We start from the raw sequence: 24,253 nt of genomic DNA, 5'->3' as shown, positions 1-24,253 counted from the left end.
AGGGGGCAATGTGGTGTTGACGAAGATCCGTGCCGGGGCACTGTGCCTCGCGGTCGCGCTGGCGTGCGCGTGTTCGAAGGAAGGCGGCGAGACGACGGTCGCCACGAGCGCGCCGTTGCCGACCACGGCGCCCGAACTCATGCAGCGGTACATCGACTGTGCGCGGAAAGCCGACCTTCCGTGCGCCGAAGCTGCGGTGCAGGCCTACGTGAAACTGCGCCCGACCGACGACAAGGGGCTTGGAACGCTGGCGTTCGTGCTCAACCAGGAAGGCAAGGACAAGGAGGCCATCGCGGTGTACCAACAGGTGCTCGCCGATGGCGTGGGCACCTACGATGTGTTCGCTGGCTACGCGGACAGCCTGGCAAAGGTCGGCCGCACCGACGAAGCGATCGACTGGTCGTACAAGACGCTGAAGCTCGTGCCATCGCTGGTCGACGTGCGCGGCAATCTCGCCAAGCTCCTGGTTCGGCAGCATCGTCGCCACGAAGCGCTGGCCCTGCTCACCGAATTCGACCAGCACCTGGATGCGCTCGGGCACGATGCGTACTTCACCGGCCAGCGCGTCGCCATCGAATCGCTACCCGACGACGGCGCGGCGACGCAGGGCGAGCTTGTACAGCTCCGCCTCGTGAAGCTGGACAACACGTACTACGCACCGGTGCAGGCCGGGAAAGGTCCGACCGAAGCCTTCGTCGTCGACACCGGCGCAACGACCACGGCCGTGGACGACATTTTCCTCGCCGATTCCAAGGTGCCTTACCGCGTGACCCGCGGCCAGGTAACCATCCGCCTGGCCGATGGACACAGCACCGTCGCCCGCGAAGTGGTCATCGAGCATCTGCACGTCGGTGCTTTCGATCTTGAGAACGTGAAGGCACTCGCATGCCGGGATTGCGCACTGCTGCTGGGCGTCAACGTCCTCTCGCAATTCAACATCAACTCCACCGAAGTGCAGGGCGTCGACACGATGACCCTGAGTCGTCGCGAGCCTGGTGCATCCCAGGCTAACAAGGCGCCATAAAAAAAGCGCCACCCGTGAGGGTGGCGCCTTGGTTCCCTGTAGGAGCGCGCCTGCGCGCGACCTACACAGTCAGCGAAGCCGCTGCTTAGTAGCGGTAATGATCCGGCTTGTACGGGCCTTCCACCGGCACGCCGATGTAGTCGGCCTGGTCCTTGGTGAGCACGGTCAGCTTCACGCCGATCTGCTCGAGGTGCAGGCGGGCGACTTCTTCGTCGAGCTTCTTCGGCAGGCGGTACACCGTGTTCTCGTACTTGTCCTTGTTCGCCCACAGGTCGAGCTGGGCGAGGGTCTGGTTCGAGAAGCTGTTCGACATGACGAAGCTCGGATGGCCATGGGCGCAGCCGAGATTGACCAGGCGGCCTTCGGCCAGCATGTAGATGCTGTTGCCGGTGGCGAAGGTGTAGCGATCGACCTGCGGCTTGATGTTCTCGCGGGTGACATCCTTCGCGCCGTTCAGGCGGTCCATCTGGATCTCGTTGTCGAAGTGGCCGATGTTGCAGACCAGGGCGTTGTTCTTCATCTTCGCCATGTGTTCCAGCGTGATGATGTCCTTGTTGCCCGTGGTGGTCACATAGATGTCGCCGAGGCCGAGTGTGTCTTCGATCGTGGTGACCTGGAAGCCTTCCATCGCCGCCTGCAGGGCGTTGATCGGATCGATTTCCGTGACGATCACGCGGGCACCGAAGCCCTTCAGCGAATGCGCGCAGCCCTTGCCCACGTCGCCATAACCGCAGACGACGGCGACCTTGCCCGCGACCATCAGGTCGGTCGCGCGCTTGATGCCGTCGGCGAGCGATTCGCGGCAGCCGTAGAGGTTGTCGAACTTCGACTTGGTGACCGAGTCGTTGACGTTGATGGCCGGGACCAGCAGCTTGCCGGCTTCGGCGAGCTGGTACAGGCGATGGACGCCGGTGGTGGTCTCTTCCGACACGCCCCTCCATTCGGCGGCGATCTTCTTGAACCAGCCCGGGCGCGCGGCGGCGGTCTTCTTGACCAGGTCCTTGATGACCTGCTCTTCGTGGTTGCCGCTCGGGGTATTAACCCAGTCGCTGCCGTCTTCGAGCTCCACGCCCTTGTGGATGAACAGGGTGGCGTCGCCACCGTCGTCCACGATCAGCTGCGGGCCGAGTTCACCCGGATGGGTCAGCATGTCGAGCGTGCAGTCCCAGTACTCTTCCAGCGACTCGCCCTTCCAGGCGAACACCGGCAGGTCGCCAGCGGCAAGCGCCGCGGCCACGTCGTCCTGGGTGGAGAAGATGTTGCAGGACGCCCAACGCACCGAGGCACCCAGCTCGCGCAGGGTCTCGGCGAGCACGGCGGTTTCCTTGGTGACATGCAGCGAGCCGGAAAGGCGCACGCCCTTGAGCGGCTTTTCCTTCGAATAACGGGCGCGGATCTGCATCAGGCCCGGCATTTCTTCTTCCGCCATGCGGATGCGGCGGCGGCCGAGGGCGGCGAGGGAGATGTCGCGGACCTTGAAGTCCTGCGTCGCGGTGTCTTTGGTGACGGCGTTCATGGTGGCGTAGCTCCGGATGGTTACGGGGGCGCCGTTGTGCGGGAAGCCGCGCCGAGCCTGGCCATCGGGGGAGCCCCTACGGTCGCAGCGCCCCTCGGCGGGCGGAACAGTCGGGGATTATATCGCGGAATTGCGATGGGGCGATGAATGGGGGCGGGAGGCGGGAAGTGGGGGCGATTATCCGGCGAGCGACTGACGGCGCCGGTAGCCCACGGATGCGTTAACGCCAGTACAGCGGCGGTCGTACCTCAGGCGATCGTCGGCCCTCGCGCCCCCGTTTCCCATCCCCCATCTCCGCTCCTTCACCCTTTTTCGCTATCTTCGAAGTCTCACTGCACGCGAGCGACCTCATGCAACCCACGCGCGATCCCGAATTCCTTCCCCACGACGGCCCCCTGCGCGAGGACGTCCGGCGGCTTGGTGCCCTGGTGGGCCAGATGCTGGCCGAGCAGGGCGGACAGGCCTTTTTCGAGCGGGTGGAGCAGGTGCGCACCACGGCGATCCATCGGCGCCGTAGCGGGGCCGCGGTGGATGCGCTCGCCGAGAGCCTCACGGGGCTGGATGCGGCCGACGCGGAGGCGCTGGCCCGCGCGTTCGCGACGTACTTCCAGGCGGTGAACACCGCCGAGCGGGTGCATCGGATCCGTCGTCGCCGCGATTACCAGCGCGAGGGCAAGGGCGCGCAGCCGGAGTCGCTGGCCGCGGTGCTGGGCCAGTTGAAGGCGGAAGGCGTGACGCGCGAGGAGCTGGGCGCGTTGCTCGGCAAGCTGGATGTCGAGCCGGTCTTTACCGCGCATCCGACGGAGGCCGTACGCCGCTCGCTGCTCGAGAAGGAACAGGAAATCGTCCGTGCCCTCGTCGACGAGTTCGATCCGACGCGGACGCCGCAGGAATTGCGCGACGACGATGCGCGCATCCTGATGGCGTTGTCCGCTGGCTGGCAGACCGCCGAAGCCTCGCCCGTGCGGCCCAGCGTGTCGGACGAGTTCGACCACGTCGGCTTCTACGTGTCCCGGCCGATCTACCGCGTGTTGCCGGCACTTTACGAAGCGCTGGAACAGGCCATCGTCGAGCATTACGGCGAAGGCGTGGCGATTCCACGCCTGCTGCGCTTCGCTACCTGGGTCGGCGGCGACATGGACGGCAATCCCAACGTCAATGCGCAGACCATCGCGGCCACGCTTTCCGCACAGCGGTCGCTGGTGCTCGAGCGTTACATCGAGGGGCTGGGCGAACTCGGTCGGCTGCTTAGCCAGACCATCGACCGGGTCGAGCTCAACGACAAGCTCGAACGCCGGCTCGAACACTATCGCGACCGCCTGCCGGAAGCGGCGGCGCGGATCCGCCCGCGCCATGCCGACATGCCATACCGCTCGTTCCTCGCCTTCGTCGCGGCCCGCCTCGAGGCGACGCTCGCGGAAGATGGCGACGGCTACGCGTCGGCCGACGAGTTCGTCGACGACATCGCGCTGGTCGAGAAGAGCCTGCTGGAAAACGGCGGGCAGCACGCTGGTGCGTATGCCGTGGGTCGCCTGCTCTGGCGCGCCCGCACGTTCGGCTTCCACCTCGCGCGGCTGGACGTGCGCCAGGATGCCCGCGTGCACGACGAAGCACTGGGTGCCCTGCTGGACGACAGTGGCTGGGCCGATCGCGAAGCCGACGCGCGTGCGAAGACGCTGCGTCCCTACGCCGCGGGCGAACGCAGCTTCGTCGCCGGCGACGCGAACGAGGCAGCGACCTCGTTGCGCGAGGTGTTCGCGACGCTGGCCGACGCACGCAAGCGTTACGGCCACCAGGCAACCGGGCTCTACATCATCAGCATGGCCGAGACCGCCGCCGACGTGCTTGCCGTGCTGGCGCTCGCGCGCCGCGGTGGCTTGCTGGAAGAGGGGCGCGTGCCGCTCGACGTAGCGCCGCTGTTCGAGACCATCGACGACCTGAAGGGCGGCCCGGCAACCCTGCAGGCCCTGATCGATGACCCCGTCTACCGCGCGCACCTGAAGGCGCGTGGCGATCGCCAGTGGGTGATGCTCGGCTATTCCGACAGTGGCAAGGATGGCGGCACGGTGGCCTCGAAGTGGAGCCTGCAGCGCGCCCAGGTCGAACTGCTGGAGGTCGCGGCGAAAGCCGGCATCCGCATCGCCTTCTTCCATGGCCGCGGTGGCTCGGCAAGCCGTGGCGGTTCGCGGATCACGCCCGCGCTGATGGCGTCGCCGCGTGGTTCGGTCGCCGGCGTATTGCGCGTGACCGAGCAGGGTGAGGTGATCCACCGCAAGTACGGCATCCGCGCGCTCGCGGTGCGCAACCTCGAACAGACCCTCGGCGCGGTCATGCGCGCATCGCTGCGGCCGCGCGTCGCTGAAGTGCGCGAGTCGGGCTGGAAGGACGTCATGGCCCGGCTGTCCGACGAAAGCCGCAAGGCCTACCGCGCCTTCGTCGACATGGATGGCTTCGTGGATTATTTCCGTGGCGCCACGCCGATCGACGTCATCGAGCGCATGACCCTCGGCTCGCGCCCGGCACGCCGGCGCAGCATGAAGGGCGTCGAAGACCTGCGCGCGATCCCGTGGGTGTTCTCCTGGACGCAGTGCCGCGCCGTGCTCACCGGCTGGTATGGATTGGGCAGCGCGCTGGACGTGGTCGCTCGCGAGCACGGCGAGGAAACCCTCGCCCGGATGGCCCAGGAATGGGCGTTCTTCGCGACCATGCTCGACGACGTGGAAATGGTGCTGGCCAAGGCCGACATCGACATCGCCGAGGCCTTCTCGGAGCTCGCCGGGCCGCTGCACGAGCGCTTCTTCCCCAAGGTGCGCGAAGAGTTCGAGCGCACGGTGGGCTGGGTGCTCAAGCTGAAGGGCGCGAGCGAGCTGCTCCAGCGCGAACCGCGCCTCGCCAACTCCATCCGCCTGCGCAACCCCTACGTCGACCCGATGAGCCTGCTCCAGGTCGACCTGTTGAAGCGCTGGCGCGCCACCGGTGGCAAGGACGACGCCCTGCTCAATGCCCTGGTTGCCTGCGTGAACGGCGTCTCCCAGGGCCTGCAGAACACCGGCTAACGGTGGCGCTTACCCTTCCAGCTCTTCCCAGCGGGCAAACGCGGCTTCCAGCTCGGCCTGCACCCGGGCCAGCTCGTCGTTGGCCCGCGAGATGGTCGCCGCGTCCTGCTGGAAGTACTTCGGGTCGTTCATCGCTTCGGTGCGCCGGGCGATGTCGGCTTCCAGCTGCTCGAGCTTCGCGGGCAGGAGGTCGAGCTCGCGCTGTTCCTTGAACGAGAGTTTCTTCTTCGCAACGGCCGGTGCCGGGGCGGGCGCAGGCGCCGGTGCAGCGACGGCCTTCGCCGCCGCCTTCGCCGCGGCCACGATCGGCTTCTGGCGCAGCCAGTCGCTGTAGCCGCCGATGTATTCGCCGATCTCGCCATCGCCTTCGAGCACCAGGGTGCTGGTCACCACGTTGTCGATGAAGTCACGGTCATGCGAGACCAGCAGCAACGTGCCGGTGTAGTCGCCAAGCAGCTCTTCGAGCAACTCGAGCGTTTCCACGTCGAGGTCATTGGTCGGTTCGTCCATCACCAGCAGGTTGGACGGCTGCGCGAACAGCTTTGCCAGCAGCAGGCGGTTGCGCTCGCCGCCCGACAGCCGGGTGATCGGCGCGCGTGCGCGTTCCGGCGAGAACAGGAAGTCCTGCAGGTAGCCGATGATGTGCTTGCGCTGGCCGTTGAGCTCGATGTACTCGCGGCCTTCGGCAACGTTGTCCAGCGCGTTCATGCGGTCGTCGAGCGCGATGCGATGCTGGTCGAAGTAAGCCACTTCCAGCCCGGTGCCGAGCACCACGGTGCCTTCCTGCGGCGCCAGCTGGCCGAGCAGGATCTTCAGCAGCGTGGACTTGCCCGCGCCGTTCGGACCCATGATGCCGACGCGGTCGCCGCGCATGATGGTGCCGGAGAAGTCGCGGATCAGCGTGCGGCCGTCGTAGGCCTGGGTGACGTTCTTCGCGTCGATCACCTTGCGGCCGGACGCCTGCGCGTTGGCCATGGTCATCTTCGCGTTGCCGGACTTCTCGCGACGCTCCTGGCGCTCGTTGCGCATCGCCTTCAGCGCGCGTACGCGGCCTTCGTTGCGGGTGCGGCGCGCCTTGATGCCCTGGCGGATCCAGACTTCTTCCTGGGCCAGCCGGCGATCGAAGTGCGCATTGGCCTGCGCTTCGGCGTGCAGGCGTTCTTCGCGGCGGCGCAGGTAATTGTCGTAGTCGCCCGGCCAGCTGCTGACCGAACCGCGATCGATCTCGACGATGCGCGTGGCAAGCGAGCGCAGGAAGCTACGGTCATGCGTGATGAACACGATGGCGCCGCTGAAATTCTTCAGGAAGCCTTCGAGCCAGGCGATCGCTTCGATGTCGAGGTGGTTGGTCGGCTCGTCGAGCAGCAGCAGGTTCGGATCGCGGACCAGCGCCTGGCCGAGCAGCACGCGACGCTTCATGCCGCCGGAGAGGTCGGCGAAATCCGCATGCTCGGGCAGCTCGAGGCGCTCGATCACGTTCTGCACGCGGGTGTCGAGGTCCCACGCGTTGTGTGCTTCGATCTCGGACTGGACGTCGCCGAGCGCGTCCATGTCGCCTTCTTCGAGCAGGTGGTGGTAGCGGGCCAGCAGGTGGCCGAGCTCGCCGAGGCCATCGGCGACCACGTCGAATACGCTGCCCGAGGTGTCTTGCGGCACCTCCTGGGTGAGCCGCGCCACGCGGGTACCACCCTGCAGGCGGATCTCGCCGTCGTCGGGCTTGAGCTCCCCGGCGATCAGCTTCATCAGGGTGGACTTGCCGGCGCCGTTGCGGCCGACAATGCACACGCGCTCACCCAGGTCGAGGGAGAGGTCGACCTGTTCAAGCAACAGGGGGCCGCCGACACTGAAGTCGAGGCCGAGGATCTGGATTAGGGACATCCGCCCAGTTTAACCCGCCCGGGGCGGGTCAGGCGACGTCGATGCGGTAGCGGGTTCGCTGCCGATAGACCTCGCCGGGCCGCAGGATCACCTCGCTGGCGGCCGGGCCATTGACCTGGTCGGGGAAGGCCTGGGCCTCCAGGGCGAAGCCCGCGAACGCCGCGTAGACGCCGCCGCACCGGTTCGGCTGGCCGGCCAGTTTCTGGCCGCTGTAGAACTGGAGGCCTGGCCGGTCCGTCTCCACCGTGAGACGGCGGCCGCTGGAGGGCTCCGTCACCACCGCTACCGCGCGCAGGTCCTGGCCCGGCGCGGCGCGCGGGATGTAGCAGTGGTCGAATCCCCCCGCCATCTGCAATTGCGGGTCGGGCCAGTGCAGGCGGGAGCCGATCGGGGCCGGTTCGCGGAAATCGAACGCCGTGCCCGCGACCGGCTGGCGGCCCTGCGGAATCGCCCCGGCGTCGGTGGCGAGGAACGCGTCCGCGTCGATCCGGATCAGGTGGTCGCGGATATCCGCGCGGCGGTCGTTCAGGTTGAAATACGGGTGGGCGGTGAGATTGAGCGGGGTCGGCGCATCCGTGCCGGCCTCGTACTGCAGGTCCAGCGTGCCGTCGTCGCCGAGGCTCGCACGAAGCTCGACGCTCACCTCGCCGGGGAAGCCGCCGTCGCCCTCTGGGGACACCAGCCGGAGCACCAGCGTTTCCCCCTCCGCCTCGACGTCCCATCGCTGGCGATGGAACCCGTCATGGCCACCATGCAGGTGGTTCGGGCCGTCGTTACGGTCGACTTTGTAGTCGATTCCGTCGAGCTGGAAGCGACCGTCGCGGATGCGGTTCGCCCAGCGGCCGACGATCCCACCCATGAAGGCGTCCGAGGCGAGATATTGGCTGGCCTCGGCGTGGCCGAGCAGCACCTCGCCGAGCCGGCCCTGGCGATCCGGGGCCTGCCAGGCGAGCAGGGTGCCGCCCAGGTCACTGATGTCGACCTGCGCGCCACGCGCGTTGCGCAGGGTCCAGCGATGCAGGGGGCGTCCGTCGGGCAGGGCGCCCCAGGCGGTGGGTTCGGAAATGGGCATGGGGGCAAGCGGTCCGTGCCGGCAGCGATCAGGTCGCGGCGGCCTTTCGATGGGTTTCAAGGTATTGGCGCGGCGTGCAGTCGTATTCGCGACGGAACACCGCATACATGTACTGCAGCGAGGTGAAGCCGCAGCGGATGGCAATGTCGGCCAGCGTGGTGTCGCCGTTGACGATCAGGTCGCAGGCCGTGTCGAGCTTGTATTTCAGGATCGCCTGGTGGACGGTCTGCTTCAGCTCGCGCTTGAAGTGTTCTTCCAGCACCGTGCGCGAAACCCCGACATAGTCGGCGACCTGTTCGGTCTTGATCCCGAGCAGGCCGTATTGCCGGATGTAGTGGCTGGCGCGCATCACGTGCGGGCTGCGCATGGGCTGGAAGCGACTGGATACCTGCACGTTGATGCCCACCGGGGGCACCACGACGCGGGTGGTCGAGCAGTCCATGCCGCGCAGCATCTGGTGCAGCACGTGCGCCGCGGTGCGACCCATTTCTTCGGCACCCTGGATCACCGAGGTCAACGGAATGCGGTTGAGCAACTGCGCCATGGGATCGTTGTCGATGCCGACGATCGCGACCTGTTCGGGCACCGCGATCCCGCCGATCACGCAGGCCTGCAGCAGCTGGCGCGCCCGTGCGTCGGTCACGGCGATGACACCGATCGGCTTGGGCAGACCGCCCAGCCATTCCACCAGGTGTTCGACGGCCTCGCCCCAGCCGCCTGCGCTGGTCGGCGAGCCCTCGTAAACGAGGCCCTCGACGTTCTCCGCCGTGACGATCTGGCGGAACGCGTGCTCGCGCTCCTGCGCCCAGCGGCTGCCTGGCGCCGGTGGGATGCTGTAGAAGGCGAAGCGCGACAGGCCCTGTTCGATCAGGTGGTCGTAGGCAAGGCGGACCAGTCGATCGTTATCGGTGGCGATGTATGGCACGCCGCTGGGGTAGGCCTTTGGGTCGTGGTAGGAGCTGCCGACGGCGACCACCGGGATATGCAGCTCGTGCAGCGCGGACGCGGCTTCCGGGTCGTCGAAGTCCGCGATGACGCCATCACCCTTGAATTGATGGATATCGCGCATCCGGCTGCGGAAATCTTCTTCAAGGAAGAGATCCCACTCGACGCGGGTGCTGTTGAGGTAATGCCCAATGCCTGCGATGACCTGGCGGTCATAGACCTTGTTGGCGTTGAACAGCAGTGCGATGCGATGCGGTGCCATGGTCGACAAAACTAGCAGGGAACGCGCTTACAGGCCATGACGCGTCGCGGCAGGAAAAACGCAGGAAGCCGCGCGGGAAATCGCAATTGCGCTTGTGGCCGCGCATCACGAGCATCGATGGGATTCGTCCCCTCGATCGTCAAGGAATCGTTATGTCGTACTTTTCGGCCATCCCCAGGGTCGTCTTCGAAGGCCCCGGCTCGGACAACCCGCTCGCGTTCCACCATTACGACGCCGGGCGCAAGCTGCTGGGCAAGACCATGGCCGAGCATCTGCGCCTGGCCGTCTGCTACTGGCATACGTTTGTCTGGCCGGGTTCGGACGTGTTCGGCGCCGGCACCTTCGACCGTCCGTGGCAAAGCGCCGGCGATCCGATGGGCAAGGCCCGCGAAAAAGCCGATGCGGCGTTCGATTTCTTCACCCGCCTTGGCACGCCGTTCTACACCTTCCACGACACCGACGTGGCGCCCGAGGGCAACAGCCTCGCCGAGTACCGCGAAAACTTCGCGGCGATGGTCGACGTGCTCGAGAAGAAGCAGGCCGAGACCGGCGTGAAGCTGCTCTGGGGTACCGCCAACGTCTTCAGCAATCCGCGCTACGCCGCCGGTGCCGCGACGAATCCGCAGCCGGAAGTGTTTGCGTATGCGGCTACCCAGGTGCGCCATGCGATGGAAGCCACGCATCGCCTCGGCGGCGAGAACTACGTGCTCTGGGGCGGTCGCGAAGGCTACGAAACCCTGCTCAATACGGACCTCAAGCGTGAGCGCGCGCAGCTCGGCCGCTTCTTCCAGATGGTGGTGGAGCACAAGCACAAGCTGGGCTTCAAGGGCACGATCCTGATCGAGCCGAAGCCGCAGGAGCCGACCAAGCACCAGTACGACTACGACAGCGCTACGGTCTACGGCTTCCTCAAGGACTTCGGCCTCGAGCACGAAGTGAAGACCAACCTCGAAGCCAACCACGCGACGCTGGCAGGTCACTCGTTCCAGCACGAAGTGGCGACGTCGATCGCCCTGGGCCTGTTCGGCTCGATCGATGCCAACCGCGGCGATCCGCAGAACGGCTGGGACACCGACCAGTTCCCGAACAGTGTCGAGGAAATGACCCTGGTCACCTACGAGGTCCTCAAGGCTGGTGGTTTCACCACGGGCGGCTTCAACTTCGACACCAAGGTGCGTCGCCAGAGCCACGCCGCCGAAGACCTGTTCCATGGCCACATCGGTGCCATCGACACCCTGGCGCTTGGCCTTGAGCGGGCTGTGAAGATGATCGAGAAAGACACCCTGGCCGAGCTGAAAGCAAAGCGCTACGCGGGCTGGGATGCCGAGCTGGGTGCGAAGATCCTCAACGGTGGCTTCACGCTCGCTTCGCTATCCGACGAAGCGCTCGCCCGCGACCTGCACCCGAAGCATGCTTCTGGCCACCAGGAGTTGCTGGAGAACATCGTCAACCGCTATATCTATGGGTGATATGAGACCCGACATGGACGCACCGGCGCATCTTTACCTCGGCATCGACCTGGGCACGTCCTCGGTCAAGGCCGTGCTCATCGACGATGCGGGCGACGTACGCGCCAGCGCGTCGAGCCCGCTGCAGGTGTCGCATCCGCACCCGCGCTGGTCCGAGCAGGATCCCGCGGCATGGTGGGCCGCGACCGAAGCGGCGGTGGGCGACGTGCTCAAGGGCGTGGATGCCCGCCGCGTGGCGGCGATCGGGCTTTCCGGCCAGATGCACGGCGCCACCCTGCTGGATGCATCCGACACGGTCCTTCGCCCGGCCATCCTCTGGAACGACGGTCGTTCGGACGTCGAGTGCGCGGAACTGGAAAAGGTCCCGGGTTTCCGCGAGATCACCGGCAACCTTGCCATGCCGGGCTTCACCGCGCCCAAGCTGGCGTGGGTCCGCCGGCACGAGCCCGAGGTCTTCGCGAAGGTGGCGCGGGTGTTGCTGCCGAAGGATTACCTGCGCCTGAAACTCACCGGCGAGTACCTGACGGACGCCTCCGATGCGGCGGGCACGCTCTGGCTGGACGTGCGCAAGCGCCAGTGGAGCGACGCCATGCTTGCCGCCACGGGGCTGGATCGTTCGCACATGCCCGAGGTCCGCGAAGGCAGCCAGTCGGCGGGTCGGCTGCGCAAGGAGCTCGCCGAGCGCTGGGGCATGGACAGCGTGCCGGTGGCCGCCGGTGGTGGCGACAACGCCGCGGGCGCCGTCGGCGTCGGCATCGTCCACAACGGCCAGGCCATGCTGTCCCTGGGTACCTCGGGGGTTTACTTCGCGGTGTCCGATGGCTTCAAGGCCAGCCCGGAAACCGCCGTCCATAGCTTCTGCCATGCGTTGCCGGATACCTGGCACCTCATGTCGGTGATGCTCAATGCGGCAAGCTGCCTGGATTTCACGGCGCGCCTCACCGGCTATGCCGACGTGGCCGCCTTGCTGGCCGACGCGGAGCAGGCGGGGCTGAAGAAGCACGGTCCGCTGTTCCTGCCTTACCTCACCGGCGAGCGCACGCCACACAACGATGCCCACGCCCGCGGCTCGTTCACGCAGCTGGGCCCCGACACCGATCGCGCGGCCCTCGCCAATGCCACGCTGGAAGGCGTGGGCCTGGGCCTGCTGGATGGCTTGCTCGCAGTCGAGGGCACGGGCGTGGTCGCCGATGAGATCACGGTGATCGGCGGCGGCTCGCGCAGTGCCTACTGGACGCAGATGCTCGCCGACATCCTCGGCAAGCGGCTGATCCTGCGCGCTGGCGGGGAGGTGGGTCCGGCGCTGGGCGCGGCCCGGCTCGGCCGCCTTGCCGTGCAGCCCGGTGCCTCGCTCGACGAGGTCTGCCCGATGCCCGCGGTGACCGCGGTCCGCGAGCCCGATGCAGCGCGTCATGCTTATTTCCTGCAAACGCGCCACCCTTTGTTCCGCCGCTCCTACGAGCAACTCAAACCGCTCTATGCCGACGCCGCACGCGGCGACGATTACCGCCCGTCCTGAAGGGGCGAGTCCATAACGATGGAGAACAGCATGAAGCAGAAGGCCCTACACACGTTGCTGGCCGTATCGATGGTGGCCGCGGGCGTCTTTGCCCCGCAGGCCCACGCAAGCAAGGACAAGCCGGTCATCGGCTTCTCCATCGACGATCTGCGCGTCGAGCGCTGGACCCGCGACCGCGACTACTTCAAGGCCGCCGTGGAAGCGAAGGGCGGCACCGTGTCGGTGCAGTCCGCCGATGCGAACGAGCAGAAGCAGATCCAGCAGATCGAAAACCTCATCGCGCGCAAGGTCGACGTCATCGTCATCGTGCCGTTCAACGCGAAGACGCTGACCACCGTTGTGGCCGAAGCGAAGAAGGCCGGCATCAAGGTGATTTCCTACGATCGCCTGATCCTCAATGCCGACGTCGATGCCTACATCTCGTTCGATAACGAGAAGGTCGGCGAGATGCAGGCCAAGGGCGTGGTGGATGCCACCGGCGGCAAGGGCAACTTCTTCCTGCTCGGCGGCGCGCCGACCGATAACAACGCCAAGATCCTGCGCCAGGGCCAGATGGTCGTGCTCGATCCGCTGGTGAAGAGCGGCGCGATCAAGATCGTTGGCCAGCAGTGGACCGACGAGTGGCTGGCCGCCAAGGCGCAGTCGATCATCGAGAACGCGCTGACCGCGAACAAGAACAACATCCAGGGTATCGTCGCTTCCAACGATGGCACCGCGGGTGGCGCCATCGCCGCGCTGAACGGCCAGAAGCTGGCCGGCAAGGTCGCCGTGTCCGGCCAGGACGCCGACCTGGCCGCGGTGAAGCGGATCAAGGCCGGCACGCAGGCGATGACGGTGTACAAGCCGATCAAGACCATCGCCACCGACGCCGCCGACCTGGCCGTGCAGTTCGCCAAGGGCGAGACGCCGAAGTTCACCTCGCAGATGGACAACGGTTCGAAGAAGGTCGACACCATCCTGCTGACCCCGACGCTGCTGACCAGGCAGAACGTGGACCTGGTGGTGAAGGACGGCTTCTACACGCAGGCCCAGGTCGGCAACTAAGCAACTGATGTTGTAGGAGCGCGCCTGCGCGCGATGGGGGCTGCGTGGGATATCCAACGATGGTGGGATATCCACCCATCGCTCGATATCCATCCATCGCTCGATATCCGAAAGTCACTTGATGGATGGATGGGTGGATGGACGGATGGATGGGTGGATACCCCGCGCAGCACCCATCGCGCGCAGGCGCGCTCCTACACGTTGATGGCCGGTATCCAGGTCGAGGAAGGTTTGAAGGTGAGCGAATACCTGTTCGAGATGCGCGACATCGTCAAGGAATTCTCCGGCGTGCGCGCGCTCAATGGCATCAACCTGGCCGTACGGCCGGGCGAGTGCGTCGGCCTGTGCGGCGAAAACGGTGCGGGCAAGTCCACGCTGATGAAGGTGCTGTCCGGCGTCTACCCGTATGGAACCTGGGAAGGCGAGATCCTGTTCGACGACAAGCCGCTCAAGGCTTACTCCGTGCGTGACAGTGAAAACGCGGGCATCGTCATCATCCACCAGGAACTGATGCTGGTGCCGCAGCTCTCCGTCGCGGAGAACATCTTCCTCGGTAACGAGATCCGCAAGTTCGGCGGCGTGATGGATTACGACGCCATGTATGCGAAAGCCGAGGCCCTGCTGGCGCGGCTCAAGCTGAAGGACGTCAACGTCGCGGCGCCGGTGATGAACTACGGCGGTGGCTACCAGCAGCTGTTCGAGATCGCCAAGGCGCTGGTGAAGAATGCCCGCCTGCTGATCCTCGACGAACCGTCGTCCTCGCTGACCTCGTCCGAGACCGATACCCTGCTGTCGATCATCGAAGACCTGAAGCGCGACGGGGTCGCCTGCGTCTACATCTCGCACAAGCTCGAGGAAGTCGCGCGCGTCTGCGACACGGTCACCGTGATCCGCGACGGCAAGCACATCGTCACCAAGCCGATGAGCGAGATGACGACGCATTCGATCATCACCGCCATGGTCGGTCGCGACATCGAGAACCTGTTCCCGAAGGTCGAGCACGAGATCGGCGAGGTGATCTTCGAGGCGAACCATGTCACCTGCTGGGACCTCGCGAACCCGAACCGCAAGCGCGTCGACGACATTTCGTTCGCGGTGCGTCGCGGCGAGATCCTCGGCATCGCCGGCCTGGTGGGCGCGGGCCGTACCGAGCTGGTCTCGGCGATCTTTGGCGCCTACCCAGGCCGTTCGGAAGCCGAGCTGGTGCTCGAAGGCAAGCCGATCAGGATCAAGTCGCCCGAGCAGGCGATCAAGGCCGGGCTGTCGCTCGTGCCGGAGGATCGCAAGCGCCAGGGCATCGTCCCGTTGCTCGGCGTCGGCGACAACATCACGCTCGCCACGCTCTCGCACTACGCCCACGCCGGCCAGATCGACCGCCAGGCCGAACTCCAGGTCGTCGATGCCGAGATCAAGCGCCTGCGCGTGAAGACGGCAAGCCCGGAGCTGGCCATCGTCGGTCTTTCCGGCGGCAACCAGCAAAAGGCCGTGCTGACCAAGATGCTGCTGCCGGGTCCCAAGGTGCTGATCCTCGACGAGCCCACCCGTGGCGTCGACGTCGGCTCCAAGTACGACATCTACAAGCTGATGTTCGAACTGGCGGCGAAGGGCGTGGCCATCATCATGGTCTCGTCCGAGATGCCTGAAGTGCTGGGCGTCAGCGACCGCGTCCTCGTCGTCGGCGAAGGCAAGTTGCGCGGCGACTTCAAGAACGTTGGCCTGACCCAGGAGCAGGTGCTCGCCGCGGCGATCTCACATGCCGCCGAAGGGCCCGCCCACGCGGCCTGATCCACCCGAACCATTGACGCGTCATAGGAAGGCTTCTCCATGCAGGCCCAGCAAATCCAGCAACTGTTCGTCCGCTACAAGATCCTTGCGCTGCTCATCGCGGTCGCGCTGATCTGGGTGTTCTTCCACGTGAAGACCGACCAGGCCTTCATCACGCCGGGCAACCTCTCGAACCTGTTCCGCCAGATGGCGATCACCGGCATGCTGGCCTGCGGCATGGTGTTCATCATCATCGCGGGCGAGATCGACCTGTCGATCGGCTCACAGCTCGGCCTGCTCGGTGGCGTCGTCGCCATCCTCACGGTGAACCAGGGCTGGGGTACGTGGCCGGCCATCGGCGCCGTGCTCCTGCTCGGCCTGGCCATCGGCGCGTTCAACGGCTACGTCGTCACCAAGATGCGCGTGCCGTCGTTCATCGTCGGCCTGGGCGGCATGCTCGCCTTCCGCGGCATCGTGCTTTACATCACCGGCAGTTCCACGATCGCGCCGGCGCCGGACAACCTCATCGCGCTGGGCCAGGGCTTCGTGCCGCCGAGCGTGTCGGTGTGGATCGGCGGCGTGATCTTCCTCGCCATGGTCGCGCTCACCGCGCGCCGTCGCGTGCGGCGCGGCAAGCTGGGCCTGCAGCAGGGTGCACTGTGGATCGACGTCGCGAAGCTGGTCGCCATCGGCGCCTTCATCTTCGGCTTCGTGCGCATGCTCAACGACGCCAACGGCATCCCCATCCCGGTGATGATCCTGCTCGGCCTGCTGGCGGTGTTCACCTACGTCTCGACGCAGACGGTGTTCGGCCGCCACATCTACGCGGTGGGCGGCAACATGGAAGCCACGCGCCTCTCCGGCGTGAACGTGGCCCGGGTCAAGCTGGTGGTGTTTGCCCTGATGGGCCTGATGTGCGCGTTCGCCGGCATCATCACCGTCGCGCGCACCGGCTCGGGTTCGCCCTCGGCCGGCACCGGCGGCGAGCTGGACGCCATCTCGGCCTGCTTCATCGGCGGGACCTCCATGCGCGGCGGCTCGGGCACGGTCTACGGCGCCCTCATCGGTGCCCTCGTGATGGCCAGCCTCGACAGCGGCATGCAGCTGATGGACGTCGACAACTCCTGGCAGATGATCATCAAGGGCGTCATCCTCGTGCTAGCCGTGTGGGTCGACGTGCTCTCGGGCTCGAACCGCAACGGCTGAGGATCGCGGTTCGGGAGGATAGTTGTGTAGTGGCCTAATTCCCATGGACCACGAGGTAGGAGCAAACTTTCTACCGAGGTGATCCATGGGATATCGAGTTGTAGACCCTTCTGTGCAGAAGGAAGCCGTACGCCTGGTGGTGGACCAGGGGCAGCCGGTGTTGGCTGTGTGCAAGATGTTTGGGCTGGGTCCCACTGCGCTTAGGCGCTGGGTGGCTGCCGAGCGCGAGCGTCGGAGCCATCCGCCTGGCAAGGCCGAGCAGGACAAGGAAATGGCCGCGCTTCGCAAACGCGTTGCCCAGTTGGAGGGCGAGGTCGAATTCCTAAAAAAATTCGATGCCCTTCTCCAAAATCCGCCGCCTGGCTGGTCACGCAAGCGGTAGATGCGGCGAGGGGCACGATCCCGGTAAGGCGGGCTTGCGCGGTGGCGGGCGTGTCCCGCAGCAGCTACTACGCCGGGCGGCGCGAGCGACGCGAGCGGACGATCGGGCCGGTGCTAGCCAAGGCTGCGCGGACGTTACACGAGCAGGGGCGATGCAGCCTGGGGTCGCGCCGGCTGTCGGCGAGCTTGCGTAATCAGGGCCATGACGTTGGTCGCTACAGGGCCCGGACCCTGATCAAACAGCTGGGCCTGAAGCGTCGGCGCCGCCCGTACGCCCACTATCGACGAGCGACCAAGCCAGCCATCGTGGCCGACAACGACCTCAATCGCGAGTTTGATCCTGCCGCGCCGGATGTGGCCTGGGCCGGTGACATCACGCAGGTTCGGGTGGGGCGGCGATGGCTGTATATCGCCATCGTGATGGACCTGTTTTCCCGGCGCATCGTGGGCTGGGCAACCGGCTCGATGGCCGATGCCTACCTGGCCGAGCAGGCTCTGGAGCTGGCACTGGCGCACCGGCAACCGCAGGGGCCACTGCTGTTCCACTCCGACCAGGGCTGCCAGTACAGCGCGCAACGATTCGTCGACTTCCTCGCCCGGCGATCCATCCGGCAGAGCATGAGTCGCCGCGGAAACTGCTGGGATAACGCTGTCGTCGAACGCTTCTTCCACACCCTGAAACACGAATGGATGCCGACCAGTGGCTACGCGACGTTCGACGAGGCCACGAAGGACTTCTCCAGCTTCCTGATCTATTACGACCAGCAGCGGCCGCACTCGCGGCTAAACGACGTGCCGCCAGCCACCTTCGAGTGGCTGGCGGCATAAAACGCCTACGGCGTGGTCCACGAGGACTTGACCACTACATTGCCGCTCCTACATCGCGCGCAGGCGCGCTCCTACAGGGTTGGTTATTTGGTGGGGAGCGCGCGGGCCATCTTCAGGTGATCCTTCAGGGTCGGTAGGGTCTTCTTCGCGAAGGCCTGCAGGTCCTTGTTCGAACCCTTCTCGACTTCCACCTCGAAAATCGCGACGGCCTTCTCGTGGTCGGCGACCATCACCTTCGCGTATTCCTTGTCGAAGGCCGCGCCGGTGAGCGTCTTCAGCGCGTCGATGTCCTTCTGGTCCGCCGGCGGCGGGGAGTCGGCGGTTGCATAACCGCGATCGCCTGCGGCGAGCGTCTTCAGTTCATCGCCTGCCTTGGTGTGGTCGGCGATGATCTTCTGCGCGAAGGTCTTCACCTTGTCCGAGCCGGCGTTGGTCGCGGCGAGCTTCGACGCTTCGATCTCGGCGAGCCCGGCGCCACTGGCGTTCGACACGAAGCCCGCGTCGGTGGGCGTGCCGCCCTTCGAGTCCGTGTGCTGGGCGAAGGCGGCCATGGGCATGGCGGCGGCCAGGAAGGCAGTGGCGAGGATGCGGGGCAGGGCGTTCGACATGGGGCTTCTCCTTTAACGATGCCAAGGTGTCTCACCCCGGCCATGAAGTCGCCGTGACCCTCGCGGGTAAGCAGGTACCACGCTGGTGGCGTTGCCGTTCGCATGACCCGTCGCCAGCGGCCGGCCATCGCGAGGCAAAAAAAACGGGCGCCCTGGGGCGCCCGTTCCGGTATGACCTGAAGCGTTCCGCTTACTTGCGGGAAACCTTGGCGCCCAGACCGGCGGCGTCGCGCAGGATCTCGGCCTTGTCGGTCTTTTCCCACGAGAACGCCGTGAACGTGTTGCCGTTCTTGTCGGTGATCTCGTACGGCTTGCGGCCGAAGTGGCCGTTCGACGCGGTCGGCTGGTACATCGGGTGCACCAGGTCGAGCATCTGGATGATGCCGTACGGGCGCAGGTCGAAATGCTTGCGGATCAGCTTCTCGATCTTCTCGTCGGGGATCTTGCCGGTGCCGAAGGTGGTGACCGAGATCGAGGTCGGCTCGGCCACGCCGATGGCGTAGCTGACCTGGATTTCGCAACGGTCGGCGAGGCCGGCCGCGACGATGTTCTTGGCGACGTAGCGTGCGGCGTAGGCAGCCGAACGGTCGACCTTGGACGGATCCTTGCCCGAGAACGCACCACCACCGTGGCGAGCCCAGCCGCCGTAGGTGTCGACGATGATCTTGCGGCCGGTGAGGCCGCAGTCGCCCACCGGGCCACCGATGACGAACTTGCCGGTCGGGTTGATGTGGAACTTGGTGTCCTTGTGCAGGAGCTTGGCCGGCAGCACGGGCTTGAGGATCAGCTCGCGCACGCCTTCGACCAGGTCCTTCTGCTTCACGCCCGGATCGTGCTGGGTGGAGAGCACCACGGCGTCGATCGCGATGGCTTCGCCGGCTTCGTTGTAGCGCAGGGTGACCTGGCTCTTCGCGTCCGGACGCAGCCACGGCAGCGGCGAGTTCTTCTTCTTGCGGACCTTGGTCTGCTGCTCGACCAGGCGATGGGCGTAGTGGATCGCCGCCGGCATGAACTCGGTGGTTTCGTTGGTGGCGTAACCGAACATCAGGCCCTGGTCGCCGGCGCCCTGTTCTTCGGGCTTCTTGCGGTCCACGCCCTGGTTGATGTCCGGCGACTGCTTGCCGATCAGGTTCAGGACGCCGCAGGTCTCGCCGTCGAAGCCGACTTCCGAGGAGTCGTAGCCGATGTCGAGGATGACCTTGCGGGTGAGCGCCTCGAGGTCGATCCAGGCGCTGGTGGTGATTTCACCCGCGACGATGGCCACGCCGGTCTTCACCAGCGTTTCGCAGGCCACGCGCGCACGGGGATCCTGAGCCAGGATGGCATCGAGGACGGCGTCGGAGATCTGGTCGGCGATTTTGTCCGGATGGCCTTCGGAGACCGACTCGGAGGTGAAGAGATAGCTGCTCATCGAGGGGATATATCCTTCTTTACGGATAAAGAGATAAAAGGGCGCGCCATGATACACGGCCCTGCGACGGATTGCAGCGCCAAGGGTACCCCCCGGGGGTGACGATTGCATGGATGTTCAGCCCGGGATTATCCGGCCGTCCCCTTGTTGGGCCGCGCCTGCGCGCGATTGGGGCCACCTGGGCACCCCAATCGCGCGCGAGCGCGCTCCTACAGGCGTTCGCGGGCCTGGCGGGCCACGGCCACCATGCCGCGCAGGGCTTCGCCTACCTCCTTCCAGCCGCGGGTCTTCAGCCCGCAATCGGGGTTGACCCACAGCTGCCCGGGGGCGAGGACCTGCAGGGCCCGGGCGAGCAGGTCGGCCATTTCGGCCTCCGCCGGCACCCGGGGGGAGTGGATGTCGTAGACGCCCGGGCCGATCCCGTTGGGATAGCGGAAGCGGGTGAAGGCATCCAGCAGTTCCATCCGCGAGCGGCTGGTTTCGATGGAGATGACGTCGGCGTCCATGGCGGCGACCGCCTCGATGATGTCGTTGAACTCCGAATAGCACATGTGGGTGTGCACCTGGGTGGCATCGCTGGTGCCGCCGGCGGTGATCCGGAAGGCCTCGACCGCCCACGCGAGGTAGGCCTTCCAGTCGGCGCGACGCAGCGGCAAGCCTTCGCGAAGCGCGGGTTCGTCGATCTGGACGATGCCGATGCCGGCGCGCTCCAGGTCATGCACTTCGTCGCGCAGGGCAAGCGCCAGCTGTCGGCAGACGTCGGCGCGCGGCAGGTCGTCGCGTACGAAGGACCACTGCAGCATCGTCACCGGACCGGTCAGCATCCCCTTCATCGGGCGCGACGTGAGCGACTGGGCGAACGACGACCAGCCGACGGTCATCGGTGCCGGGCGGGCGACGTCGCCGTAGATGATCGGCGGCTTGACGCAGCGCGATCCGTAGCTTTGCACCCAGCCGTTCTTCGTGAACGCGTAGCCGTCCAGTTGCTCGCCGAAGTATTCGACCATGTCGTTGCGCTCGGGCTCGCCGTGGACGAGCACGTCCAGGCCGGCATCCTCCTGGAAGCGCACCGCGCGACGCACTTCATCCTCGAGCAGGCCGTGGTACGCCCCGGCGTCGAGCTTGCCCGACTTGAACGCCGCCCGAGCGAGGCGCAGGTCGCTGGTCTGCGGGAACGAGCCGATCGTGGTTGTAGGAAGCGGCGGCAGGCCGAAGCGTTCCTGCTGGACGGCGGCGCGGTGGGCGAAGCCGGAACGCCGCTGGCTGGACTGCGGGGTGAGCGCACGGACGCGGGCGCGCACGTCGGCACGAACCACGGTGGGTGCCGTGTGGCGCGCCGCGACGATGTCGCGCTGTCGCGCCAGCGCATCCGCGGCGGCCGTCGAGCCGAGCGCCGCGTCGGCATAGCGGCGCAGCTCTTCGATCTTCTGCTTCGCGAACGACAGCCAGTGGCCGGTGTCGCCAGGCAGCTGTTTCTCCTCGGTGGCGTCGATCGGCACGTGCAGCAGGGAGCAGGAGGGTGCCAGCCACAGGCGGCCGTCGGCGATTCGTTCGCGCAGGCGCTCGAGACGCGGGGCCATCACCGACGGATCGCTGAGCCACACGTTGCGACCGTCGAGCAGGCCGGCCGACAACACGCGATCCACGGGCAGCGCGGCGGCGACGGCGTCCAGCTGCTCCGGCGCGCGGGCGAGGTCGACGTGCAGGCCGGCCACCGGCAGCGCGGCTGCGAGGTCGAGGTTGGCGCCGAGCGCGCCGAAATAGGTCGCGAGGATGACCTTTGCCGCCGAGCGTTGCGCAAGCACGGCGTACGCGCGGCGGAAGGCGTCGCGCGCCGCGTCGGACAGGTCGAGCACCAGCGCCGGCTCGTCGACCTGGATCCAGGTGGCACCCGCGGCGACGAGGGCGTCGACCACGCCGAGCCATGCCGGCAACAGCGCTTCGAGCAGAGCGAGCGGGTCGCTGCCATCGACGGTTTTCGACAGCAGGAGGAACGTCACCGGCCCGAGCAGGACAGGGCGCGCATCGTGCCCGGCGGCCACCGCTTCGCGATATTCGCCGACGGCTTTATCGGGCCTCGGATGGAAGGCCTGGCCGGCGTGGAGCTCGGGGACGATGTAGTGGTAGTTCGTGTCGAACCACTTGGTCATCTCCAGCGCACGCAGGTCGAAGTCCTTGTCCTGGTGTCCACGCGCCATCGCGAAATAGGCGGCCAGTGGATCGCGCCCTTGCAGCGCGCGATAGCGGTCGGGCAGCGCGTCCACGGCTACCGCGGCGTCGAGCACGTGGTCGTAGAGCGAGAAGTCATTCACGGGGACGCTGTCGGCGCCCGCGTCGCGGGCCAGTCGCCAATGGCGCTGGCGCAGGGTGGCTGCGGTCGCCTGCAGGTCGGCGGCGGTAGCTTCGCCTTTCCAGTGCGCCTCGAGCAGGCGCTTGAGTTCGCGGCGGCGGCCGATGCGGGGAAAACCGAGGTAGGTAACGTGTGGCATGGATCGATTCCTCTTTAGGAAAAAAGAGGAGGGAAGGGCGGCGCACGCGGGCACGCCGGCCACGCCGCGAAGGGGCGGCGCGAGGGCGTGTCATGCGGGCTGGCCGTCGACCTTCGCCCCCGCGGGCGAACCGGCACGCCACCGGAAAGGCGGCAGGCCAGGTCGGCAGGGCACGCGCATCCATGACGATGCATGCGCCCAGGCTGGCGGCAGGTCTTCGGGCTCGTGGATGTGGCACGCCTGCGCATGCCGCCTTCGCCGTCGCTTCCCGGGCCGGCCTGGCCCAGTGCGTCTGACGGACGTCGTCTCCACATACCGCTGCGGGGCAGCGCCGGATTCGCACCGGCTTCCCTCTTAGCTTTATCTCTATATTCGAATAAAGAGATAAAGACCGTTGGCGTCGGCGAAATTAGCCGTCCGGACGTCCGAAGTCAAATGCGCCACCATGGGCGTCCCGGGATTGGAGGCTACGCATGGCTGGACGGCACATCGTGTTCGCGACCGTGGGTTCGCAGGGTGACCTGTTCCCCTTGCTGGCGGTGGGTCGCGAACTGGCCGCCCGTGGCCACCGGGTGACCGTGGGCGCGCATGCGATCCACCGCGACGCGGTACGCGACGCCGGCCTCGCCTTCGTGCTGGCCAGTGGCATCGCCGAGCCCGAGGACAAGGCGGCCTTCGCCGCGCGCGCCTTCCACCCGTGGCGGGGGCCGCGCTTCGTGGTGCGCGACCTGGCTGCGGCGGATATCGCGGCGAGCTACGCGGCGCTGCGCCCCGTGTGCGAAGACGCGGATGCGATCGTGACCACGACGCTCGCGTTCGCCGGCCAGGTGCTGGGCGAGACGCTGCCGCTGGCATGGCTGTCGGCCATCTTCTCGCCCTCGGTGTTCCTCTCGCCGTTCGATCCCCCGGCGACGGGCGTGGCTTTCGTCGACGCCGCGTTGCGCCGGTCGCCGGCACGCGCGCGTTGGCTGGTTCGCCTGGTGGAAGCCGTCACCCGGCCGTGGACGGCACGCGTGCGCGCGTTCCGGCAGGAGCTTGGCCTGCCACCCGTCGCCGCGGCCGGCGACCCGTTCCATCGCGGGCAGCATGGCCGCGATGGGGCGCTGGCGATGTACACACGCCTGTTCGGCCCGCTCCCGCCCGACGCACCTGCCCAGGCCACGCTGACCGGTCCCTGCCGCTACCTTCCGTTCGACGACGCGCTCGACGACACACTCAGTGCGTGGCTGGATGCCGGCCCCGCGCCGCTGGTCTTCACGCTGGGCTCGGCGGCGGTGCATGCCGGGGCGGGTTTTCTGCGAGCCAGCGCCGAGGCAGCGCGCCAGCTTGGCCAGCGCGCCGTGCTGCTGACCGGCTCGGCGGTATTGCGTGATCAGCTTGCACTGGCCGGCGACGATGTGTTCCTCGCCGACTACGCCCCGCACGGTGCGCTGTTCGCGCGTGCGGCGGCGGTCATCCACCACGGCGGCATCGGCACGACCCAGGAAGCATTGCGTGCGGGGCATCCGCAGCTGGTCGTACCGCACGGATTCGACCAGCCGGATAACGCGGCGCGCATCGTGCGCCTCGGCGTCGGCGATGTGCTTGGCGCGAGCCACTACACCACCGCACGCGCCGCGGAGCATTTGCGCGCGCTACTTCCCAACGTGGCATGCAGGGAGCGCGCACGGGATGCGGCGGCTGCCATTGTCGCTGAAGACGGTGCGCCGCGAGCGGCCGACCTGATCGAACAGGCGATGGCGCGGCGAGCCTGAGTCGCCGCGCCATCGCTGCGACCAACG

At 66.8% G+C, this 24,253-nt stretch carries 17 protein-coding genes and 2 riboswitches; of the genes, 10 read left to right on the top strand and 7 right to left on the bottom strand.

Features of this window, described 5'->3' with window-relative positions:
- The first annotated feature begins 13 nt into the window (after positions 1 to 13).
- Positions 14 to 1,024, top strand: coding sequence for a retroviral-like aspartic protease family protein (locus tag KPL74_14445; protein QWT18941.1), 1,011 nt, complete (start codon positions 14 to 16; stop codon positions 1,022 to 1,024).
- A gap of 85 nt (positions 1,025 to 1,109) precedes the next feature.
- On the opposite strand, the gene ahcY is transcribed toward KPL74_14445, so the two are convergent.
- A complete protein-coding gene (gene ahcY / locus KPL74_14440) occupies positions 1,110 to 2,540 on the bottom strand; it encodes an adenosylhomocysteinase (GenBank protein QWT18940.1) in 1,431 nt (476 codons plus the stop codon).
- Positions 2,541 to 2,559: 19 nt separating this feature from the next.
- Positions 2,560 to 2,642: riboswitch (S-adenosyl-L-homocysteine riboswitch) on the bottom strand.
- A 248-nt stretch (positions 2,643 to 2,890) separates the two neighbouring features.
- Here ahcY and ppc point away from each other — a divergent pair.
- Positions 2,891 to 5,596: a phosphoenolpyruvate carboxylase gene (gene ppc, locus KPL74_14435; protein QWT18939.1), complete on the top strand. Its 2,706-nt coding sequence runs from the start codon at positions 2,891 to 2,893 to the stop codon at positions 5,594 to 5,596.
- Positions 5,597 to 5,605: 9 nt separating this feature from the next.
- Here the strand turns inward: ppc and KPL74_14430 are convergent, their stop codons facing one another.
- From KPL74_14430 to KPL74_14420, 3 genes are read right to left on the bottom strand one after another with little or no spacing between them, the layout of a single operon-like run.
- Positions 5,606 to 7,474: an ATP-binding cassette domain-containing protein gene (locus KPL74_14430; GenBank protein QWT18938.1), complete on the bottom strand. Its 1,869-nt coding sequence runs from the start codon at positions 7,472 to 7,474 to the stop codon at positions 5,606 to 5,608.
- Positions 7,475 to 7,502: 28 nt separating this feature from the next.
- Positions 7,503 to 8,546, bottom strand: coding sequence for a galactose mutarotase (locus KPL74_14425; protein ID QWT18937.1), 1,044 nt, complete (start codon positions 8,544 to 8,546; stop codon positions 7,503 to 7,505).
- Between the two features lie 28 nt (positions 8,547 to 8,574).
- Positions 8,575 to 9,753, bottom strand: a complete 1,179-nt coding sequence (locus KPL74_14420; protein ID QWT18936.1) for a DNA-binding transcriptional regulator — start codon at positions 9,751 to 9,753, stop codon at positions 8,575 to 8,577.
- 152 nt (positions 9,754 to 9,905) lie between these two features.
- Here KPL74_14420 and xylA point away from each other — a divergent pair, with 152 nt between their 5' ends.
- The 7 genes from xylA (at position 9,906) to KPL74_14385 (ending at position 17,964) form a co-directional block, all read left to right on the top strand.
- Positions 9,906 to 11,222 (top strand): xylose isomerase, encoded by a 1,317-nt coding sequence (gene xylA / locus KPL74_14415; protein QWT18935.1) that lies wholly within the window; start codon positions 9,906 to 9,908, stop codon positions 11,220 to 11,222.
- Positions 11,223 to 11,235: 13 nt separating this feature from the next.
- Positions 11,236 to 12,741: a xylulokinase gene (gene xylB, locus KPL74_14410; GenBank protein ID QWT18934.1), complete on the top strand. Its 1,506-nt coding sequence runs from the start codon at positions 11,236 to 11,238 to the stop codon at positions 12,739 to 12,741.
- Positions 12,742 to 12,759: 18 nt separating this feature from the next.
- Positions 12,760 to 13,785, top strand: a complete 1,026-nt coding sequence (gene xylF, locus KPL74_14405; protein QWT18933.1) for a D-xylose ABC transporter substrate-binding protein — start codon at positions 12,760 to 12,762, stop codon at positions 13,783 to 13,785.
- 204 nt (positions 13,786 to 13,989) lie between these two features.
- Complete coding sequence (locus tag KPL74_14400) at positions 13,990 to 15,570, top strand: xylose ABC transporter ATP-binding protein (GenBank protein ID QWT22618.1); 1,581 nt, start codon at positions 13,990 to 13,992, stop codon at positions 15,568 to 15,570.
- Between the two features lie 39 nt (positions 15,571 to 15,609).
- On the top strand, positions 15,610 to 16,755 hold the full coding sequence (locus KPL74_14395; GenBank protein QWT18932.1) for a sugar ABC transporter permease: 1,146 nt from the start codon (positions 15,610 to 15,612) through the stop codon (positions 16,753 to 16,755).
- 112 nt (positions 16,756 to 16,867) lie between these two features.
- Positions 16,868 to 17,137 (top strand): transposase, encoded by a 270-nt coding sequence (locus tag KPL74_14390; protein QWT18931.1) that lies wholly within the window; start codon positions 16,868 to 16,870, stop codon positions 17,135 to 17,137.
- 50 nt (positions 17,138 to 17,187) lie between these two features.
- On the top strand, positions 17,188 to 17,964 hold the full coding sequence (locus tag KPL74_14385; protein ID QWT18930.1) for an IS3 family transposase: 777 nt from the start codon (positions 17,188 to 17,190) through the stop codon (positions 17,962 to 17,964).
- Between the two features lie 83 nt (positions 17,965 to 18,047).
- Here the strand turns inward: KPL74_14385 and KPL74_14380 are convergent, their stop codons facing one another.
- The 3 genes from KPL74_14380 to metE all read right to left on the bottom strand — a co-directional run bounded on the left by KPL74_14380 (position 18,048) and on the right by metE (position 22,472).
- The gene (locus tag KPL74_14380; protein ID QWT18929.1) at positions 18,048 to 18,572 is read right to left on the bottom strand and encodes a DUF4142 domain-containing protein; all 525 of its coding nucleotides are present in this window, start codon (positions 18,570 to 18,572) and stop codon (positions 18,048 to 18,050) included.
- Positions 18,573 to 18,762: 190 nt separating this feature from the next.
- Positions 18,763 to 19,983, bottom strand: coding sequence for a methionine adenosyltransferase (gene metK, locus KPL74_14375; GenBank protein ID QWT18928.1), 1,221 nt, complete (start codon positions 19,981 to 19,983; stop codon positions 18,763 to 18,765).
- Between the two features lie 209 nt (positions 19,984 to 20,192).
- Positions 20,193 to 22,472, bottom strand: coding sequence for a 5-methyltetrahydropteroyltriglutamate--homocysteine S-methyltransferase (metE, locus tag KPL74_14370; GenBank protein QWT18927.1), 2,280 nt, complete (start codon positions 22,470 to 22,472; stop codon positions 20,193 to 20,195).
- Positions 22,473 to 22,662: 190 nt separating this feature from the next.
- Positions 22,663 to 22,883, bottom strand: a riboswitch (cobalamin riboswitch).
- A gap of 62 nt (positions 22,884 to 22,945) precedes the next feature.
- On the opposite strand from metE, the gene KPL74_14365 reads away from it, so the two are divergent.
- Entirely contained in the window at positions 22,946 to 24,226 is a 1,281-nt protein-coding gene (locus KPL74_14365) for a glycosyltransferase (GenBank protein QWT18926.1), read from the top strand.
- The last annotated feature ends 27 nt before the right edge of the window (positions 24,227 to 24,253 follow it).

Origin of the sequence: Bacillus sp. NP157, from assembly GCA_018889975.1 — a bacterium.
GTDB lineage: Bacteria > Pseudomonadota > Gammaproteobacteria > Xanthomonadales > Rhodanobacteraceae > Luteibacter.
The sequence above is the reverse complement of the archived record's forward strand: the minus strand, read 5'-3'. Positions and strand labels throughout refer to the sequence as shown.

Excerpts from the sequence above, each read along its gene's own strand:
- ahcY (QWT18940.1), bottom strand. The coding sequence starts at position 2,540 with ATGAACGCCGTCACCAAAGACACCGCGACGCAGGACTTCAAGGTCCGC.
- ppc (QWT18939.1), top strand. The coding sequence starts at position 2,891 with ATGCAACCCACGCGCGATCCCGAATTCCTTCCCCACGACGGCCCCCTG.
- KPL74_14430 (QWT18938.1), bottom strand. The coding sequence starts at position 7,474 with ATGTCCCTAATCCAGATCCTCGGCCTCGACTTCAGTGTCGGCGGCCCC.
- KPL74_14425 (QWT18937.1), bottom strand. The coding sequence starts at position 8,546 with ATGCCCATTTCCGAACCCACCGCCTGGGGCGCCCTGCCCGACGGACGC.
- KPL74_14420 (QWT18936.1), bottom strand. The coding sequence starts at position 9,753 with ATGGCACCGCATCGCATCGCACTGCTGTTCAACGCCAACAAGGTCTAT.
- xylA (QWT18935.1), top strand. The coding sequence starts at position 9,906 with ATGTCGTACTTTTCGGCCATCCCCAGGGTCGTCTTCGAAGGCCCCGGC.
- xylB (QWT18934.1), top strand. The coding sequence starts at position 11,236 with ATGGACGCACCGGCGCATCTTTACCTCGGCATCGACCTGGGCACGTCC.
- xylF (QWT18933.1), top strand. The coding sequence starts at position 12,760 with ATGGAGAACAGCATGAAGCAGAAGGCCCTACACACGTTGCTGGCCGTA.
- KPL74_14400 (QWT22618.1), top strand. The coding sequence starts at position 13,990 with ATGGCCGGTATCCAGGTCGAGGAAGGTTTGAAGGTGAGCGAATACCTG.
- KPL74_14395 (QWT18932.1), top strand. The coding sequence starts at position 15,610 with ATGCAGGCCCAGCAAATCCAGCAACTGTTCGTCCGCTACAAGATCCTT.
- KPL74_14380 (QWT18929.1), bottom strand. The coding sequence starts at position 18,572 with ATGTCGAACGCCCTGCCCCGCATCCTCGCCACTGCCTTCCTGGCCGCC.
- metK (QWT18928.1), bottom strand. The coding sequence starts at position 19,983 with ATGAGCAGCTATCTCTTCACCTCCGAGTCGGTCTCCGAAGGCCATCCG.
- metE (QWT18927.1), bottom strand. The coding sequence starts at position 22,472 with ATGCCACACGTTACCTACCTCGGTTTTCCCCGCATCGGCCGCCGCCGC.
- KPL74_14365 (QWT18926.1), top strand. The coding sequence starts at position 22,946 with ATGGCTGGACGGCACATCGTGTTCGCGACCGTGGGTTCGCAGGGTGAC.